The 17,024-nt window shown below is 62.9% G+C and carries 14 protein-coding genes; 8 read left to right on the top strand and 6 right to left on the bottom strand.

What is annotated here, in order from left to right:
• Nucleotides 1–29: 29 nt before the first annotated feature.
• Nucleotides 30–992 (top strand): NAD(P)H-dependent glycerol-3-phosphate dehydrogenase, encoded by a 963-nt coding sequence (locus HK26_RS08315; protein WP_086639385.1) that lies wholly within the window; start codon nt 30–32, stop codon nt 990–992.
• Between the two features lie 81 nt (nt 993–1,073).
• Here HK26_RS08315 and HK26_RS08320 read toward each other — a convergent pair whose 3' ends face one another.
• A complete protein-coding gene (locus tag HK26_RS08320; protein ID WP_086639356.1) occupies nt 1,074–2,705 on the bottom strand; it encodes a bifunctional aspartate transaminase/aspartate 4-decarboxylase in 1,632 nt (543 codons plus the stop codon).
• 134 nt (nt 2,706–2,839) lie between these two features.
• Complete coding sequence (locus tag HK26_RS08325) at nt 2,840–4,021, bottom strand: AI-2E family transporter (protein ID WP_086639386.1); 1,182 nt, start codon at nt 4,019–4,021, stop codon at nt 2,840–2,842.
• Between the two features lie 242 nt (nt 4,022–4,263).
• Here HK26_RS08325 and HK26_RS08330 point away from each other — a divergent pair, with 242 nt between their 5' ends.
• Nucleotides 4,264–5,013: a TetR/AcrR family transcriptional regulator gene (locus HK26_RS08330; RefSeq protein ID WP_086639357.1), complete on the top strand. Its 750-nt coding sequence runs from the start codon at nt 4,264–4,266 to the stop codon at nt 5,011–5,013.
• Nucleotides 5,014–5,103: 90 nt separating this feature from the next.
• On the opposite strand, the gene msrB is transcribed toward HK26_RS08330, so the two are convergent.
• Nucleotides 5,104–5,511, bottom strand: a complete 408-nt coding sequence (gene msrB, locus HK26_RS08335) for a peptide-methionine (R)-S-oxide reductase MsrB (RefSeq protein WP_086639387.1) — start codon at nt 5,509–5,511, stop codon at nt 5,104–5,106.
• A gap of 354 nt (nt 5,512–5,865) precedes the next feature.
• Between msrB and HK26_RS08340 the strand changes: the two genes are divergently transcribed.
• From HK26_RS08340 to HK26_RS08355, 4 genes are read left to right on the top strand one after another with little or no spacing between them, the layout of a single operon-like run.
• Nucleotides 5,866–7,362: a sodium:solute symporter gene (locus HK26_RS08340; RefSeq protein ID WP_086639388.1), complete on the top strand. Its 1,497-nt coding sequence runs from the start codon at nt 5,866–5,868 to the stop codon at nt 7,360–7,362.
• Entirely contained in the window at nt 7,359–8,330 is a 972-nt protein-coding gene (locus HK26_RS08345) for an N-acetylmuramic acid 6-phosphate etherase (protein WP_086639358.1), read from the top strand. Before HK26_RS08340 ends, HK26_RS08345 begins: the two co-directional genes overlap by 4 nt.
• Nucleotides 8,330–9,322 (top strand): N-acetylglucosamine kinase, encoded by a 993-nt coding sequence (locus tag HK26_RS08350; RefSeq protein ID WP_086639359.1) that lies wholly within the window; start codon nt 8,330–8,332, stop codon nt 9,320–9,322. Before HK26_RS08345 ends, HK26_RS08350 begins: the two co-directional genes overlap by 1 nt.
• Nucleotides 9,319–11,586, top strand: a complete 2,268-nt coding sequence (locus HK26_RS08355; RefSeq protein WP_257640929.1) for a beta-N-acetylhexosaminidase — start codon at nt 9,319–9,321, stop codon at nt 11,584–11,586. The genes HK26_RS08350 and HK26_RS08355 overlap by 4 nt, the downstream gene beginning before the upstream one ends.
• A 54-nt stretch (nt 11,587–11,640) precedes the next feature.
• Here HK26_RS08355 and HK26_RS08360 read toward each other — a convergent pair whose 3' ends face one another.
• Both HK26_RS08360 and HK26_RS08365 read right to left on the bottom strand, forming a co-directional pair.
• Nucleotides 11,641–13,338: a Na+/H+ antiporter gene (locus tag HK26_RS08360; protein ID WP_086639360.1), complete on the bottom strand. Its 1,698-nt coding sequence runs from the start codon at nt 13,336–13,338 to the stop codon at nt 11,641–11,643.
• A gap of 112 nt (nt 13,339–13,450) precedes the next feature.
• Nucleotides 13,451–14,002 (bottom strand): DUF4142 domain-containing protein, encoded by a 552-nt coding sequence (locus tag HK26_RS08365; RefSeq protein WP_086639361.1) that lies wholly within the window; start codon nt 14,000–14,002, stop codon nt 13,451–13,453.
• A gap of 494 nt (nt 14,003–14,496) precedes the next feature.
• Here HK26_RS08365 and HK26_RS08370 point away from each other — a divergent pair, with 494 nt between their 5' ends.
• On the top strand, nt 14,497–14,994 hold the full coding sequence (locus tag HK26_RS08370) for a hypothetical protein (RefSeq protein ID WP_086639362.1): 498 nt from the start codon (nt 14,497–14,499) through the stop codon (nt 14,992–14,994).
• Between the two features lie 25 nt (nt 14,995–15,019).
• Here the strand turns inward: HK26_RS08370 and HK26_RS08375 are convergent, their stop codons facing one another.
• Nucleotides 15,020–15,931, bottom strand: coding sequence for a LysR family transcriptional regulator (locus tag HK26_RS08375; RefSeq protein ID WP_086639363.1), 912 nt, complete (start codon nt 15,929–15,931; stop codon nt 15,020–15,022).
• A 164-nt stretch (nt 15,932–16,095) separates the two neighbouring features.
• Between HK26_RS08375 and HK26_RS08380 the strand changes: the two genes are divergently transcribed.
• Nucleotides 16,096–16,869, top strand: coding sequence for an SDR family oxidoreductase (locus HK26_RS08380; RefSeq protein WP_086639364.1), 774 nt, complete (start codon nt 16,096–16,098; stop codon nt 16,867–16,869).
• The last annotated feature ends 155 nt before the right edge of the window (nt 16,870–17,024 follow it).

The following is a 17,024-nucleotide window of genomic DNA, read 5'->3' on the forward strand; positions in this document are numbered from 1 at the left end:
GTAATGACGCTTCTGGCACCGATGCGGGTATGACCGATCCTGTTTTTGTATTGGGCGGGGGTGCCTGGGGCACCGCACTGGCCCTGCATGCCAGCCGCACCGGCGCACAGGTGTACCTGTGGGCACGCACCGCCCAGACCCTGCCCAACGGGGCCATGCCCCGCCTGCCGGAATACCCGCTCCCCGCAGGTGTGCAGGTCTGCGCTACCCTGCCGCGCGTAGTGCCCGCCTGTGTGCTGGTGGCCGTGCCCACGCAGCATCTGGCCTCGGTCCTGCCCATGCTGCCCGCAGGCGTGCCCGCCATCCTGTGCTGCAAGGGTATTGAACGCCAGACACTCGCTTTTCCGCTCGATATTCTGGCACGTGAGCGCAGGGACGTACCCGGCGCCGTGCTGTGCGGCCCCAACTTTGCGCGTGAGATTGCAGCAGGTCTGCCTGCCGCAGCGGTGCTGGCAGCGCCGGACACTGCCCGCGTGCAGGCACTGAGCCACCTGCTCTCCACCCCCCTGTTCCGCCTTTACGCCAGCACGGATTGTGCAGGCGTGCAGCTTGGGGCGGCCGCTAAAAATGTAATTGCCGTTGCCTCCGGCGTGACCATTGGCGCAGGCTTGGGCGAAAACGCGCGGGCAGCCCTGATTACCCGCGGACTGGCCGAGATAACAAGGCTGGCCACAGCCCTTGGCGGCCAGCCTGCAACACTGGCGGGCCTTGCAGGGTTAGGCGACCTGCTGCTGACCTGCACGGGTGCCTCCTCGCGCAATTACCAGATGGGGCTTGCACTGGGGCAGGGCATGAGCACACACACCGCACTAGGCAGCCTGCCCGGTGTGGCCGAGGGGGTTACAACCGCTGCCGCCCTACAGGCCCTTGCCCGCACACATGGTGTGGAAACACCGATTACCGACTGTATTGCAGCCTTTATGGAAGGGCGCATCACTCTTGCGCAGGCCACGCACAGCCTGCTCAGCCGCCCGCTCAGGAGCGAAGTCTAGGCACCCAAACCCGCCAGCCCTCCCCCGTAAACCGCCGGTGGGGAGGGCCGGGAACACCCCTGCAGGTGCTCCCACCCCGGCCTAGTGTGGGACGGAGAGCGGGGCTTCCGCCTTGATCCCTTTTTCCGCGCAGTAGCGTGCGTAATATTCCTCGGCCATGCGCCGCAGGGCCGTACCAATGGCGGCGTACTGATATTCGTTCAGATTGGCGAGCGAGGCGCGGGCCGATGGCCGCTTGACGGCAAACCCATCCCCCGGCAGCAGCACCACCCCTGTTTCCTCCGCAATGCGGAACAGAATGGTCTGGTAGTCCACCTTGGTCATCAGCCAGCGGGCAAAGCGGCGGCCATAAAGCTGGGTCACCACATTAGCCAGATCGATCAGGGTATAATAGTGGGTGCTGCCCTCGTCCTCCGGGGCTTTTACGCCCAGATCACGGTACAGGGCCAGTTCGCGCCGGTGCAAAAGGCGCTTGAGTGCGGTTTTATACGCATCGCGCCCATCCATAAGGGCAAACAGGGCGAACAGCACCATCTGCACCTGCTGGGGGGTGGACAGGCCCGCCGTGTGGTTTAGCGCCACGGTGCGGCTGTCGGCTACCAGCCGGTCAATGAACTTGAGACCCCGCACATCGGGGGTGAGGGAGGCGTAGCGTTTGTCCAGCTCCTGCTTTTCAGGCTCGGGCAGGGCGGCCAGTGCGCGGTCCAGCACGTTGTTCTGGTGCGTGGCCACAACCCCGAGCCGCCAGCCCGTAGAGCCAAAATACTTGGAGAAGGAATAGACCAGCACCGTATTGTGCGGGCAGATGGCGTAAATGGAGCGGAAGTCATCGGCAAAGGTGCCGTACACATCATCGGTCACAATAATCAGGTCGGGGCGTTTTTTAACAATTTCGGCAATATGGGCCAGACCGGCGTCACTCATCCGCACAGAGGGCGGGTTGCTGGGGTTGACCACCAGAAAAATCTTGACTGCGGGGTCCAGCAGCTTGTCCAGCTCCTCGGGCGGGTACTGCCAGCCTGCCTCGGGGTCGGCGTTAATGGCCACCTCCTGAAGCTGGTAGTCCCGCAGCTCGGGAATTTCCACGTAAGGGGTAAAGACCGGCATGCCAATGGCCGCCTTGTCCCCCGGCCGGATCAGCCCGTTCTCGCGCAGGGAGGCAAAAATATAGCTGATGGCCGCCGTCCCCCCTTCAAGCGCAAACAGGTCTGTTGTGCTTTCGGGCATGGTGCCGCCTGCCATCTCGTGCAGCAGGTAATGGCGCACCACTTTTTCGGCATAGCGCAGCATGCGCGGGGGCGTTGGATAGTCACAACCCAGAATGCCCGATGTCAGCTCAAGCAGAAACGCATCGGCCTGCAACCCCATCTGGTCCCGCACGTAGGACAGGGCGCGGCGCAGGAAGGCCACACCGGGAACATCCTTGTTGGCGACCAGAAAAGCCTCAAACCGTGCCTCTATCCCCTCACGCCGGGGCAGACCCCCGACACCTTCGGCCATGTAGGAGAATGTCAGTGCGGAATCGGCTGCGGCAAACATGCCAAGCTGAAAAAAGCCCTGCCGGGGCAATGTCGCCAGAAAGTTGGGGTTGCCCCGCCCCGCATCCAGCATGGCCCGCTGCGCGCGCCCCGATGCCAGACGGATCAACTGGTCCTTGAGTTCAAACGGACTGAGGTGCCGGTATTGCTGAAAATCATCGGCTGGGCTGGACATCCCGTGCTTCCTTCAAGCGGATATTCTTATTGAAAGGAATGTGCATGGACACTGAAGGGAAAACCACCCCCAAAAACGCCATTCACGTCTGTTTTGACCAATTTTGAGCCTTTTTACCGATAATTCATGCGCTCTCAGACCTGCTCGTCCTCGGGCAGGGGGGTGCTCAGGTGGTCGATCACCGCGAGCAGCACAGCCGTGATGGGCGAGGCAAAGGCAAACCCCCACATGCCCAGAAAAGCACCAAAAATGGTCTGGGACAAAATAGTCAGGGCAGGCGGCATGCTAACCGCCCTTTTCTGAATGAAGGGGGACATGACATACCCCTCAAACGCCTGAATAAAAGCATAAAGCCCCGCCACCATAAGCGCCTCACGCGGGCTGATGGACAGGGCAATAAGCAACGCAGGCACCGCCCCGATAAACGTGCCCAGATAGGGGATAAAATTGGCCATACCCGCAACCAGCCCCAGTGGAAAAGCCAGCGGCATACCCAGCAGGGACAGGCCAACCCATGTCAGCACCCCCACCACGGTCATATCCAGCATCTGCCCCGCAACCCAGGCGGACAGGACATGCGCCGTGGTGCGGATCAGCTCCCGCGCGGAACCACGGTAGCGTGTGGGCACCAGCCGCAGCAGGCCATTGGCGTACAGATGGGGGGAGAGCGCAAAATACACGCCCGCAATAATAATCACCACCAGCGTGCCAGCCGAACCAAAGGTGGAGGTCAGCACATTGGTCATGGACCCTGCAAAGTCCATGCCGCCCCCTGCCCCTTCCGCCCCCAATGGGCCGGATGTCTGGTTGCCACCAAAAAAACGGGGGATATGGTTGAGCACGGAATGGCCAACCGGGTTTTTGTCCAGTGTCGCGTGCAGGGCGTCGCGCTCATGGGTCAGGGCTGCATAAAGGTGGGAGAGCTGAGTGACCAGCTCGGGGCCGGAGACATGCACCACCAGCGACACGCTACCCACAAAACCCGCAAGGAACAGCACCACCGCCACCCACTGGCGCACCGGCAGCACACGGCAGATCAACCGGGCCGCGCCATGGAGCACCACCGCCACAAGAGCTGCGGCAAACACCACCATAACCACGGCGCCACCAGCGTAAATGAACAGTCCCACACACAGGGCTGCCACCACGGCCAGAGCAAGCTGGTAAAAGCGCCGGGCAATGCGCTCCAGCTTCTGGGCGGCTTGGGCCAGAGTGGCAATCTGCTCCGCACTGGCGGGCACTGGCCCGTCAGGCGGGGCGGGGCGGGTGCCGGGGGGTGCCTGCTGCACCGTATTGTCCGTTCTGCCCTCAAACATCTGCTGTTCCACTGGAGTAATTCCTGACAAGGTCGCGCGCCATATGGGATGCGTGTTGTGTGTGTGACGGAAAAAACCCGCCACAACACCCCCTTTTTCTTGCAACACATTCTTGCGCTGCATTCTTGCGCCGCGCGGAAAAACCTCGAAATAAAAGCAGGACACAGATATAAAACGGCCATATTGCCCTGTGCATACGTTTATATCCCGTCCCTTTCCTGCTCACACAAAGCGAAACATCGTTGTCTGAACCCCCTGCCCCCCGTTCGCCAAAAGGTTACCTGAGCAAGGCCCTTACCCTTGCCACCCGTCCGCTGGACATGGCGAACCCGTGTTTACAGGGGCGCAAGCGGCGCTGTGGCCGCCCGACAACAGACGTGACCGAGGACCTTGACCAGTATCTGTTGGAAATAGCGGCAGGGCTGTTTGTGCAGCATGGATATGCTGGCACCTCCATAGACCAGATCGCCCGCAAGGCCTGCGCCAGCAAGCAGACGCTGTACCGGCGCTACCCGTCCAAGGAGGCGCTGTTCATTGCCGTTGTCACCAACCTGACCGGCTCTGTACTGCGGGCCATGGAGCAGACCCCCCTGACCAACCCGCTGGAGGAGCTGCGCCACATCAGCCGCCTGATGCTGGACCTGACCCTGCGGCCCGATGCGCTGGGCACCTACCGCATTCTCATAGCCGACGGGCACCGCCACCCTTCCTTGCAAAAGCAGGCCGTTGCCGCCATTGGCCAGCCATTCCACAACAATTTTGTCCGCCTGCTCAAAGCGGCGGAGCAGAAGGGGCAGATCAACCCCGGCTACGCCACGGACACCACCGCCCGCCTGCTGACGGGCATGGTCACCGGCTGGCCCATGGAGGACAGCCTGTTCGGTCAGGCCCCCTTGCAATGTGAGGTGGAAAGGGAGGCCTTTTTTAGCGAGGCATGGTCCTTCTTCCTCAACGCCGTGGGGGGCAAGCAGCCTACCGCACAGCCAGCCTGAGCCTGAGCCTGAGCCTGAGCCTGAGCCTGAGCCTGAGCGCACTGCTCGGGCCGTAAGCCGCGCGCCAGCCTTATTCTACCGGCGTGGCAATCAGGTCGGGCCCGGCTCCTCGGGTCTAAAGTCGAGGGCAAGCCCGTTCATGCAGTAGCGCAGCCCTGTGGGGGGTGGTCCATCGTCAAACACATGGCCCAGATGGCCCTCGCACTGTGCGCAATGGGCTTCCTGCCGGACCATGCCGTGGCTTGTATCACGCCGGGTGGCAACGCCACCGGGTTCAGCCGCCCAGAAAGAGGGCCAGCCGCTCCCGCTCTCATATTTGGTCGAGGCGTTGAACAGCACCGCACCACAGGCGGCACAATGGTATTCACCGGGCCGTTTTTCCGCATTAAGCGGGCTGGAGCCGGGGTATTCCGTGCCATGGCCAAGCAGAATCTGCTCCTGCTCGGCGGTCAGGGGGGCTCGGGGGCCACACCCGGCAGAACTGCAACTCAGGCTCATAACACTCTCCTTACCCGCACTCACGCCATGGGGGAGCGGGGTGGCTGTGGTCTTGTCTGGCAGGTTAGCGCCCACTCCGGCACAACGCCAAGCACCCTGTTTTCACACTCGGGCGAGCCGCTCCCTCACCCCGCGGTATCCATCAACGCGGCACACACATGGCCTGTGGCAGAACACGCCTGCACGTGCGCGCACACGCAGATACAGGCTTGATGCGTAGCCGCGCTGTTCCTACACTTCTGCCCTTGCCCCGGCCAGCCCGTACAGGCCCACGCGGGGGGAGCCTGCTCCCACCCTGCGCCCATGTGCTGCCCCCCAGCCACGCCCCACACCCGGCATGAACAGGACCGCGCCATGAGCCTTACCGACCTGCTGGTCATGCTGGCCTATCTGGCGGGTATGCCGGTTGCAGCCCTTATGTTGGCAGGCCGCCAGTCCTCCCCCCAGACCTATCTGGAAGGGCATGCGGACCTGCCGTGGTGGGCGCTTTCCCTCTCGCTCGTAGCGACCGAAACCTCCACCCTGACCGTTATCAGCGTTCCGGGCATAGCCTATGGGTCGGGCATGGTTTTTATCGGGCTTGCACTGGGCTATCTGCTGGGGCGGGGCATTGTGGCGTGGTGGTTTGTGCCGCTGTACCAGCAGGGGCGCATGCTCAGCGCGTATGACTGGCTTGGCCAGCGGTTTGGCACATCCATGCAGCGGCTGGCCTCCGCCACCTTCCTGCTCACGCGCCTGCTGGCCGAGGCCGTGCGCCTGTTTGCAGGCATGCTCCCCCTTGCCACCATGCTTGCCGCCATGCACTGGCACGTACCCCAGCCCATACTACTGGGCGCGATCATGCTGCTAACCCTGTTCTATACCGTCTGCGGTGGCCTGCGCGCGGTGGTCTGGTCGGACAGCATGCAGTTTGGGCTGTATCTGTTCGGTGCCTCGGCCTGTGCGGCATTGCTGTGGCATGGCGCACCCTCCGGCACGTGGCATGCTTTGCAACAGGCCGGGCGGCTGCACCTGTTCGCCCACAATGCCCCTGTGCTGAACAGCCCTTTTACCCCCCTTGCCGCTCTGGGTGGGGGGGCCTTGCTGTGTGTTGCATCCCACGGCACCGACCAGCTTATGGTCCAGCGCATACTGGCCGCACGCAGCCTGCGGGATGCGCGACTGGCGCTGATGGGGAGCGTTTTGGGGGTTGGTGCGCTGTTTGCCCTGCTCAGCCTGAGCGGCGTGCTGCTCTGGGCGCGCAATGGCGGGCAGACACTGGCGCAGGCAGGTTTTGCCAGCCCGGATGCACTTTTCCCCGCCTATATTGTGCACGACCTGCCACCGGGGCTGCGCGGGCTTATGCTGGCGGGTATTCTGGCCGCGACCATGGGTTCGCTCTCGGCCACACTGTCGGCCATGACAGCGGCCAGCGTGGGCGACTTTGCCCCGTTGTGCGCGCGCGCCACCCGCGCACTTGGCTGCTCGGCACTCGGGTTTGCCCGGCTGGTCAGCGTGGGCTGGGCCTGTGCGCTGGTCGCCGGTGCGGGGCTTTTTGCCCATGCCAGCCAGTCCGCCATCATGCTTGGCCTGTCCATTGCCGCATGCGGGTATGGCCCCATGCTGGGTACGTTTGTTGCGGGTATGGCCATCCCCCGCGCGACCGCCCGCACACTGGCCCCTGCCTTTGCGCTCAGCGTGCCCCTGCTGGTATGGGCCATGCTGGCCTGGCGCCCCAATGGCCAGCCACTGGCCTTTGCATGGCTGATTGTACTGGGCATTGTCGCACTGTTCGGGCTGGCGGGGCTGTTCCATATCATGCACTTTAGCCACAACGCCCTGCATCACCGTAACCGGAGGCCCCACCCATGACCGCACAGCACAGCCCCCACCAGCCCCCCCGCACGGAAATGCAGGACCCCCGCTACGACGGGCTGGACACATGGCCCACCAGCACGGTGCTGGAAAGCCTGCTGGAGAGCCAGCTTGCCGCGACAGCCGCAGTCAAAACCGCACTGGCAGACATGGAGGACGCCGTGGCACAGGCCACCCCCCGGCTGGAGCGAGGCGGGCGGCTGTTTTACGTCGGGGCAGGTACATCGGGGCGGATTGGCATGCAGGACGGGGTGGAGCTTATTCCCACCTATGGCTGGCCATCCGAGCGGCTGGTCCTGCTGCTGGCAGGGGGGGAGGCCGCCCTGTTCAGCCCCGTGGAAGGTGCGGAGGATGATGAGGAGGAAGCCCAGCGCGCCATAACCCGCTACACACCCACGCCAGATGATGTGGTCATCGGCATTGCCGCAAGCGGGAACACCCCATACACCTGCGCTGCCCTTGCCAGCGCGCGCTTTTGCGGCAGCCTGACCATTGGCCTGTCCTGCACCCCCAATGCACGCCTGCTGGCCGAGACGGACATTGGCATCCTGACCGAAACCGGGCCCGAGGTTGTCGCTGGCTCCACCCGCATGAAGGCGGGAACAGCGCAGAAAATCAGCCTCAACCTGCTCTCCACCACACTCATGATCCGACTGGGCCACACGTGGCGGGGGCATATGGTGGACATGCGCATTGTCAACACCAAGCTGGTGCACCGCGCATTGCGCATGATTACAAAACTGACCGACTGCTCTGACGCGCAGGCACAGGCGGCACTGCTCAAGGCGGATGGGTCCATCAAGCTGGCCATATTGCTCCGCCACGGGCTGGAACCCGCACAGGGCCGCATGCTGCTGCGCCTGTGTGACGGACATTTGCGCAGGGCGCTGGAACTGCTGGCCGTGCAGGCCGCACGCGGCGTTGGTCCCGCGGTGCAGAACCAGCACGACCACACCACAGTCTAATGCCCCACACGCAGAGCATTCTTGCCCTTGATGGCGGAGGCACACACACCCGCATTGCCCTGATTGCGCGTGATGCACACGTGCTGGCCCATGCCAGCGGCCCCGGCTGCAACCCCTATGACCGGCCCGAATGGGCCGACAACCTGCGGACCCTGCTCTGCACAGTCCCCCATACCGGGCTGCGTGCCGCAGTGCTGGGCATGGCGGGGTATGACGGTGCACGCCCCTCCTCGCTGGCGCAAAAGGAGGTCGCCCGCGCAGCCCTTGGGCCAGACTGCGCGCTCGCACTGGAAAACGACGTGCAGACCGCCCACCGTGCAGCCTTTGCCGGGAGCGCGGGTGTGTTTGTGCTCGCAGGCACAGGCTCGGTCGCACAGGCCAGCACGCAGGACGGACGCTCCGCCCGCGCGGGGGGCTGGGGCTGGCTGTTTGGCGATGAAGGGGGAGGGTACTGGATAGGCTGCCGCGCCCTGAACCATGCCGCCAGCTTTCTGGACGACCCCGGCGTTGCCTGCGCGCCCTTTGCCCGCGCCGTGCTGCATGCGCTGGACCTGCCCACCCAAGGCAGCCATGCCCCGGATGCCCTGCGCGAATGGCTGCGCACCCGCCCCCACCCCCGCTCCGCCGTGGGCAATGTCGCCCCCACGGTTCTTGCGCTAGCCCATGCGCAGGACCCCCACGCCGCAGCCCTGCTGCACGCTGCGGGTACGCACCTTGCCGCACTGGCACGCACGGCCTGCAAGGCTCTGGCCACCGGGCAGGCTGCCCCGGACATGCCGTGGAGCTACGGCGGCAGTGTTCTGCACAGCCCGCTCATACGGGGGCATGTTGCCACCATACTGGGGCAACCGGCTGTTGCCCCCGCCCTACCCCCACTGGGTGGGGCAGCCCTGCATGCAGCCCATCTGGCTGGTTGGGAGGTGGATGCCGCATGGGTGAACAGGCTGCGCCAGACACTCTCCCCCCAAAGCCTGCAAAACGCGCTATCATGACCCCTATGTTCGCAAAATGTCTGCCCGCCAGAACCCTGCTCCTGTGCAGCCTTGCCCTGACCTGCGCCATACCCGGTGCGGCTGTTGCCCAGACTGCGCCAGACCTCCTGCACACAGCCGAGCAGTCCCCCGCCTTTGTGCGCGATCAGGTGCGCGCACCGCTGGTTATGCCTGCCCCGGCCGTGCTGCAAACAACAGGTGCTGCCTTTGCCATGCCCCAGAGCCTGACCCTGCGCTGGAGCAGCCCGCCAACCCCACTGCTGCTACGCGCGGTGGAACGCCTGAGTACGCGCCTTGGTGTTCTTGCCGACCGCACGATCCCTGTAACAGACGCCCCCGCCACACAGGGCGGGCTGGAACTGCGCATCCACATGGAAAAAGATGCCGCCTTCCCCGGCCCCGCCATGCGCGAATCCTATGTGCTGGACGTCGCCCCGACCGGCATAACCCTGAACGCACAGGGCCCCGCAGGCGTGATGCACGGCCTGACCAGCCTGACCCAGCTTGTAAGGCAGGAACTGGACGGCCCCGTGCTGGCACAGGCACATATTGAGGACACACCACGCTTTGCATGGCGCGGACTTATGCTGGACACCAGCAGGCACTTTATGCCGCTGCCCGATGTACTGCGCCAGCTTGACGCCATGGAAATGGTCAAGCTGAACGTATTGCACCTCCACCTCAGCGATGGTGCGGCCTTTAGGGTAGAGAGCAAAGCCTTCCCCCGCCTGCACACCATTGGTGGCCACAATGCGTATTACACACAGGAGCAGATCCGCCAGCTGGTGCGCGCGGCAACGGACCGGGGCATACGTGTGGTGCCCGAGTTTGACACGCCCGGCCACAGCTACGCCATGCTGCTGGCCTACCCGCGCTATGCCGCCAACCTCCCGCTCAACACCACTGACCGGGCAGAAATCAACCGCGCAGCCCTAGACCCCACAAACCCCGCCACCCTAAGCTTTGTAAACGCTGTGTATGCCGAAATGGCGACCCTGTTCCCCGACCCGGTCTTCCATATTGGCGGGGACGAGGTGGTGGCGCGGCAATGGGCGCAATCCCCCCATATTGCGGCGTATATGAAGCAGCACAACATAGCCTCGGTCGCGGCCTTGCAGGCAGACTACACCCGGCAGGTCGCCCACGCCCTGCGCCTGCGCGGCAAAACCGTAATGGGCTGGGACGAGGTGCAGGACGCAGACATCCCCTCCGACACCATTATAGAAAGCTGGCGCGGCCCCGCCCACACCGCACAGGCCACGGCGGCAGGCCATGCCACTGTTATTTCCGGCCCCTATTATCTGGACCGCCTGCTCCCCGCGAGTGCTTATTACACCACCGACCCGCTGGACATGCGCAAGGACGCGGCGGAGGAACAGGCAGCGGCGCAGACCACAGGCCCCAACCCGCCCGATGCCCCAACCCCCACCACGCTCCCAAGCGCAAACAAGGCGGAGGACGCCCCCACCCCGCCCCTGTCAGACGCGCAAAAGGCCCATCTGCTCGGGGCAGAAACCGCCCTGTGGACCGAGGTTGTCTCCCCCGACATGCTGGATGCCCGCCTGTGGCCACGTGCAGCGGCGGTGGCCGAGCGGTTCTGGTCACCTGCGGCTGTGTGCGATGCCACAACCCTGTACCCCCGACTGGCCATTATGGAGGACCGGCTGAACCTGCTGGGCCTGCAGGCGCGCACCAACACCACCCGGATGCTCGAACGCATGGCACCGGGCGAAACAGAAGCCGCCGAGGTGCTGCTTGGTGCCGTCTCCCCCGTACGCAATTACGCGCATAACCACGAGTTTTTGCAGATCAGGCACAAGCAGACCGCCACCGAGCAGGCGCTGGACACACCAGCAGACATAGCCAGCCCCGACAGCTTTGATGCCGAAAGTTTTAATGCCGAAGCCAAAGCCTTTATCAGCGGCCATACCGAGCTCCGCCATGACCTGGAACACAGGCTGAACCTATGGGTTAATAATGACAGTGCATTCACACGCGCTGCCGCCCATAACGCGGCCCTGACCCCGGCCCTGCCTGCCTCTGCCCAACTGGCGGAACTGGCCCGTGCGGGGCTGGCCGCACTGGGGAGCGGGCATACCCTCAACTGGCGCGAGAACGCACGTACGGCTCTACTCGCTGCCAAAAAGGATATTGCAGCCTCGGCCAGTATTCACGTGGTGACCAACACCCCACAGCCGCCGGGGGATTTAATCCAGCGCATTGTACCGGGTGTGGAGGTACTGCTTGACCAATCCATCCCGTAGCGCGGGCAACCTGCTTGCTGGCCTGCCCGCGTACGGAGTTGGTGCAGTATGCGCCTATGCTTCACGCGGGAGGCGGTGGGCCAGCGCCTGAATGACTTCTTCCTCGTAATCAAGTTCTTGCTGGAGTTTCCACTCCGTCTGGTCATTAATCTCCTGCTGGGCGACCAGTTCGCGCATGGTCTGGCGCTCGGCACGCAGGATTTGCAGGCGCAGCGCCAGCTCCATACGGGCATGCCTTATGGCGTTGCGCCGGTCGGCCTGCGTAATGCGCGGTGTTGCGTCCTCCTGCTCCAGACGGCTCTGGTAGAGCTTGGTCAGGCGGTCGATTACCTCCAGACGGGCGACCTCGAGTGCTGCCCTGTCCTCCTCGGTTTCGGGCGGGTTGTCTATAGCGGGCACCGCCTGTGCCTTGTGCAGCAGGTCAAGGGCTGCGCGCAGCAGCTTCTGGCGGGCCATGTTCTCTTCCTGCGCACTTTTATCCACCAACTCGGCTGGAATAAACTTCAGGCACAGCGGAATAATCACACTTGCCGCCAGCAGGGAGAGCACAATAACCCCCGCAGCAATGACCACCACAGCCTCCCGCGCAGGGAAGGACATGGTGCCATCCTCCCCCGTGGGTAGCGACAGCACCGCCGCCAGCGTAACCGCACCGCGCACGCCAGCAAATGTCAGCAGGAGGCTGGCAGCAAAGCCCGTAGCCTCAAACGGCATATGGTTGATCCGCGCAGAAATCCAGCGGCAGGCGATAGACAGCCAGATTCCCGCAAAGCGCATGACCAGCATAATGCCGTAAATTTCCACCACCAGCAGGCCAAGCCGCCACATACCCACATGCTGGGCCAGCACCAGAGAGTGCGCACTTTGCAGCAGATTGGGCAGTTGCAGCCCCAGAAACAGGAAGATAAGCGCATTGAACACATAGCTGACCATGGTCCACACCGTGGTCGATTGCAGACGTGTGCTGGTGGAGGCATCCTCGATAATGCCTGAGAGCTTGACCACCATGCAGCCTGCCACCGCCGCCAGAATACCCGAGCAGCCAGCGGATTCGGCCAGTGCATACATCAGGAACGGCAGCAGCAGGACCAGTATGATCTGGGACTGTGTCTCGTCATACCCTGAGCGGGTGAGCATCTTGTTCAGCTTGGCGGCCACCCATGCCACGGCGCAGCCAATAGCCAGCCCCCCGCAGGCTACCAGCAAAAACGTGCCAAACGCCTGCTGGTAGGAGAACTCGCCCGTAAGCGCATCCGCCATGGCAAAACGGAAGCAGACAAGGCCGGATGCATCGTTAAACAGAGCCTCGCCCGAGAGGAGCTGCAACAGCCGCGAAGGCACACGCCTGCCCTTGATAAGGCTGGAGACCGCCACCGTATCTGTGGGGGACAGAGCCGCCGCCAGCGTAAAGCAGACCGGCAGGCTTAAAACCGGCAAAATCCAGTGAATGGCATAGCCGCACAGCAGGGTGCTGAGCACCACCAGCCCAAAGGCCATGAACAGGATTGGCCCGCGCAGCTCCCCAAATTCGCGCAAAGGCATGCGAAATGCATCTGCGAACAGAAGGGGCGGCAGAAAAACGAACATGAACAGTTCGGGGTGCAGGCGTACATGCATGCCCGCAAGCCCCGCCCCCACGCCCAGCGCAATAAGAATAACGGGCTGGGGCACCTTCTGGTGGAACCGCAGGGTCAGCAGGCTGCTCACAGCGGTTAGCAACAGGAGCAGCAGAATGAATTCGATTGTCAGCATGATGCATGCCCTTTGCGGGGCTTCGTGTTTTTGTGCAAGCTCTTATCAACCTGCCTCGGCATGAAAAGCCAGCCGCGTACCGGCGCGCCATGCACGGCAGACTGCGCCACGCCTAACGCATTGCAGCCTGATAATCGGCCAGTCTGGTCTGCACGTCACGCGCAATGGCCACCACCGTGGGGTCTGTGCCGGTCGCAACCTGCCGCGCAAGGGCCGGTTTTATCCGCGCATACGCACTGGCAAAATACCGGATGTAGCGCCTGTCAAACACAGCGCCGTGCGCGCTCTGCACCCATGCAATCCGCTTTTGCTCCGCAGGGGCGGGCTTGTCTGTCAGGCTCAGGGTATGGGCTGTGGCAACCTTGGCCAGACGGGCCTGCACGGCGCCAAGGTCCTTGGCTATGGTTGCGCCAAGCAGTGCAATATCGCTCCGCCCGGCCTGAGTTGTCGCACTTTTGGCCAGAGCAATCTGTGCCAGGTCCATGGTGTTGAGGGTCTGCACAAACTCCGCATCCGCTGCGGTAAACGGGGGGGGCTTTGCCAGCACGGGCAGAGCCGGAGCACGGGGCTGCTCGGGGGTAACATACGCACACCCGCCAAGCCCGGACAACACGAGCAGAAGAGGAGAAAACACGCGCACCCTATGGCGGAACACAAACGACATAACCGGCAGTTCTCCCTTGCAAAACCCGGACACGGAGCTCGGGGCGCACCCAATACTGAAAGTAATGTTTACAACAGACAAACACGCTTGAGGCACCTGTTATATCCACCAAAAAAACAGAGCACCCCATACCGCCACATACCTTATGATGAAAGCATATAACACGGAAGGCAAGACTGAGCCTAAAGCACCGTTTGCTGCAAAGGCACAGACCCCGCGCCGGACAAGACCTTATCTATAATGACCGTAATATGATATTTTACTGCCCCACACCTATTTTACACTTTAGCTTCCGCCTTGCATCGTGCGGGCAGAACACAGTAAAGTCGTGGCAGGCGTGCGCCGTGCGGGGGCATGCGCCAGTTCTGTCTGTTGGGATCGTCCGTTATATGAGCTTCAGGTTTTTAAATTTACTTGCCGCATCTTCACTGTGCATAGGCTTGAGCGGATGCGGGTATTTTGACTCGCGCGCAGCCCACAAGGCCCAGATCACCATGATCGGCATGACATCTTACGACCTTCAGGCCTGTGCCGGGCTGCCTGCTGCAAGCAAGCAGGTCAACGACACCACACAGATTTTCATCTACACCGGCACGCAGCCACAGCCGACCTATGCCGGGTCCACGCTTATTCCCATCGGGGATGTCATGACCGCCATCTCCCAGCTTGGCGGGGGTGCTGGCACAACCTGCTCGGCCGTTATCCGCCTTGACCACGACCGGGTGGCAGATGTGCACTACATTGGCAATAATGATGAGCTGATCGGCACGGACGGGATCTGCTCCATTATTACCCGCGGCTGCTCCCGCCAGCCTGAGAGCACAATGAACCGGAACACCGGCAGCCTGCTGTTTGGCCCTGTTTCCGCCTTCCGTCAGCCCAAGGGGCCTAACCAGTCCTCCAGCGCCACCTACTCCCCACAGGCAGACAAGGTGGAACTCAACCCCAACCCCAACTCGACCGACCCGGCCATTATCCCCCGCCTGCCCTAAACCGCACACCCGCGCTGTGGGCAGGTTACTCCTGCGCCAGATGCTCGGCCATAAGCCCCCCAAGCCAGTGTGCAAACGCCTGAAGGCGGGAGGAGAGGTGCCGCCTGTGCGGGTACAGAAGTGCCACCGGCATGGCGGGCGCACACCATTGCGGCAGCACCGGGCACAACTGCCCGCTCTGCACAAGACCGCGCACATCATACGCGGGGACCTGAATAAGCCCCAGACCGGCCAGACAGCAGGCAATCTGTGTTTCCGAGCTGTTGACCGTCACCGGGCCGGGCAGGTCCAGCACATGGAGCTGGCCTGCCTCCTCCCACTCCCATGCCTCCACCCGCCCGTTGGCGGGGGACATGTAACGCACCGCCACATGCCCGTCCCGCACAAGATCGGCCGGAGTATGCGGGGTGCCGTGGCGGGCAAGGTAGGCGGGGCTGGCCACGTTGAGCAGCGTCATCCACCCCATACGCCGCGCAACCAGCCCCGAATCATGCAGGCTGCCCACACGCAGCACACAGTCCAGCCCCTCCTCTACCAGATTGACCGGCCTGTCCGTAACCCCGAGTTCCAGCCGGATACCCGGGTGGGCCGCCACAAAGTCCGGCAATGCGGGGGCGACAATCAACCGCCCAATGCGCGCGGGCAGGCTGACGCGCAGCACACCCTGCACATGACCACGCTCGCGGCGAAACAGGTCTTCCGCCTCGTCCATATCCGCCACCAGCCGAACACAGTGCTCATAAAACGCATGCCCATCCGGTGTGGGGGTGACCGAGCGGGTGGTGCGGACCAGAAGCCTTGCCCCCACCCGTGCCTCCAGCGCCTGCACGGCGGTGGACACGGTGGAACGCGGCTGGCCCAGCGTTTCTGCCGCACGGGTAAAGCTGCCCGTCTCCACCACCCGCGCAAATATACGGCACTGCTCTATGCGGTCCATTCCCTGCGCTCCATCGGTTTGGCCTGCTCCTGTGTTCGGCTGGATTGTTCGTAAAAGCTGACAGGTCTTATCATATCTGAGCGCTTTATTTGCATTTTTCTGCCCCTTACTGTGGCAGACAGAAAAACGGGCACAGGCCTGTTTGCACCAGCAAGGCCACACACATGACCAAGCACAGCATTACCGGCAAAACTGTTCTGATCGCGGGGGGAGCCAAAAACCTTGGCGGGCTGATCGCACGCGATCTGGCGCAGCATGGTGCCAGAACACTTGTCATCCACTACCACAGCGCCGAGAGCGAAGCGGCTGCACGCGCCACCGTGCAGGCCGTGCAGCAGGCAGGTGCGCAGGCCTTTGCTTTTCAGGCCGATCTGACGCAACCCGGAGCCGTGGCCACAGTGTTTGACAAAACCCTGCAGGCCACCGGGGGGCTGGACATCGCCATCAACACCGTTGGCAAGGTGCTTAAAAAACCCATAGCCGACACTACAGATGATGAATACGATGCCATGTTCGCCATCAACACCAAAGTGGCGTTCCAGTTTATCCGCGAGGCAGGCAAGCACCTGAACAACAATGGCAAGCTGCTCAGCATTGTGACCTCCCTGCTCGGGGCCTACACCCCGTTCTATAGCACCTATGCCGGTGCCAAGGCGGCTGTGGAGCACTTTACCCGTGCGGCCTCCAAGGAGTTGGGGGGGCGGGGTATTTCGGTCAACGCCATTGGTCCCGGCCCTATGGATACGCCGTTCTTTTATGGGCAGGAGGAGCCCCAAGCCGTGGCCTACCATAAGAGCGCTGCTGCACTTTCCCCCTTCAGCCACACAGGCCTGACCGAGGTGGAGGACATTGTCCCCCATGTGCGTTTTATGGTGTCTGACGGCTGGTGGATGACGGGGCAGACCATACTGGTCAACGGGGGTTACACAACAAAATAGTCCTGTTTTACAAAGCATTTTCACAAACACCTCCCCCATGCCCGCCGCGTGGGGGAGGTGTTTTTGTATAAGGGAATACCGCAGCACGCCCCCATCTGGGGCAGACGTGCCATGCGTTGCACAAATGCCACAGCGCTTTTGCCTCATGGGCTACG

It is taken from the genome of Acetobacter okinawensis (assembly GCF_002153655.1).
GTDB lineage: Bacteria > Pseudomonadota > Alphaproteobacteria > Acetobacterales > Acetobacteraceae > Acetobacter > Acetobacter okinawensis_A.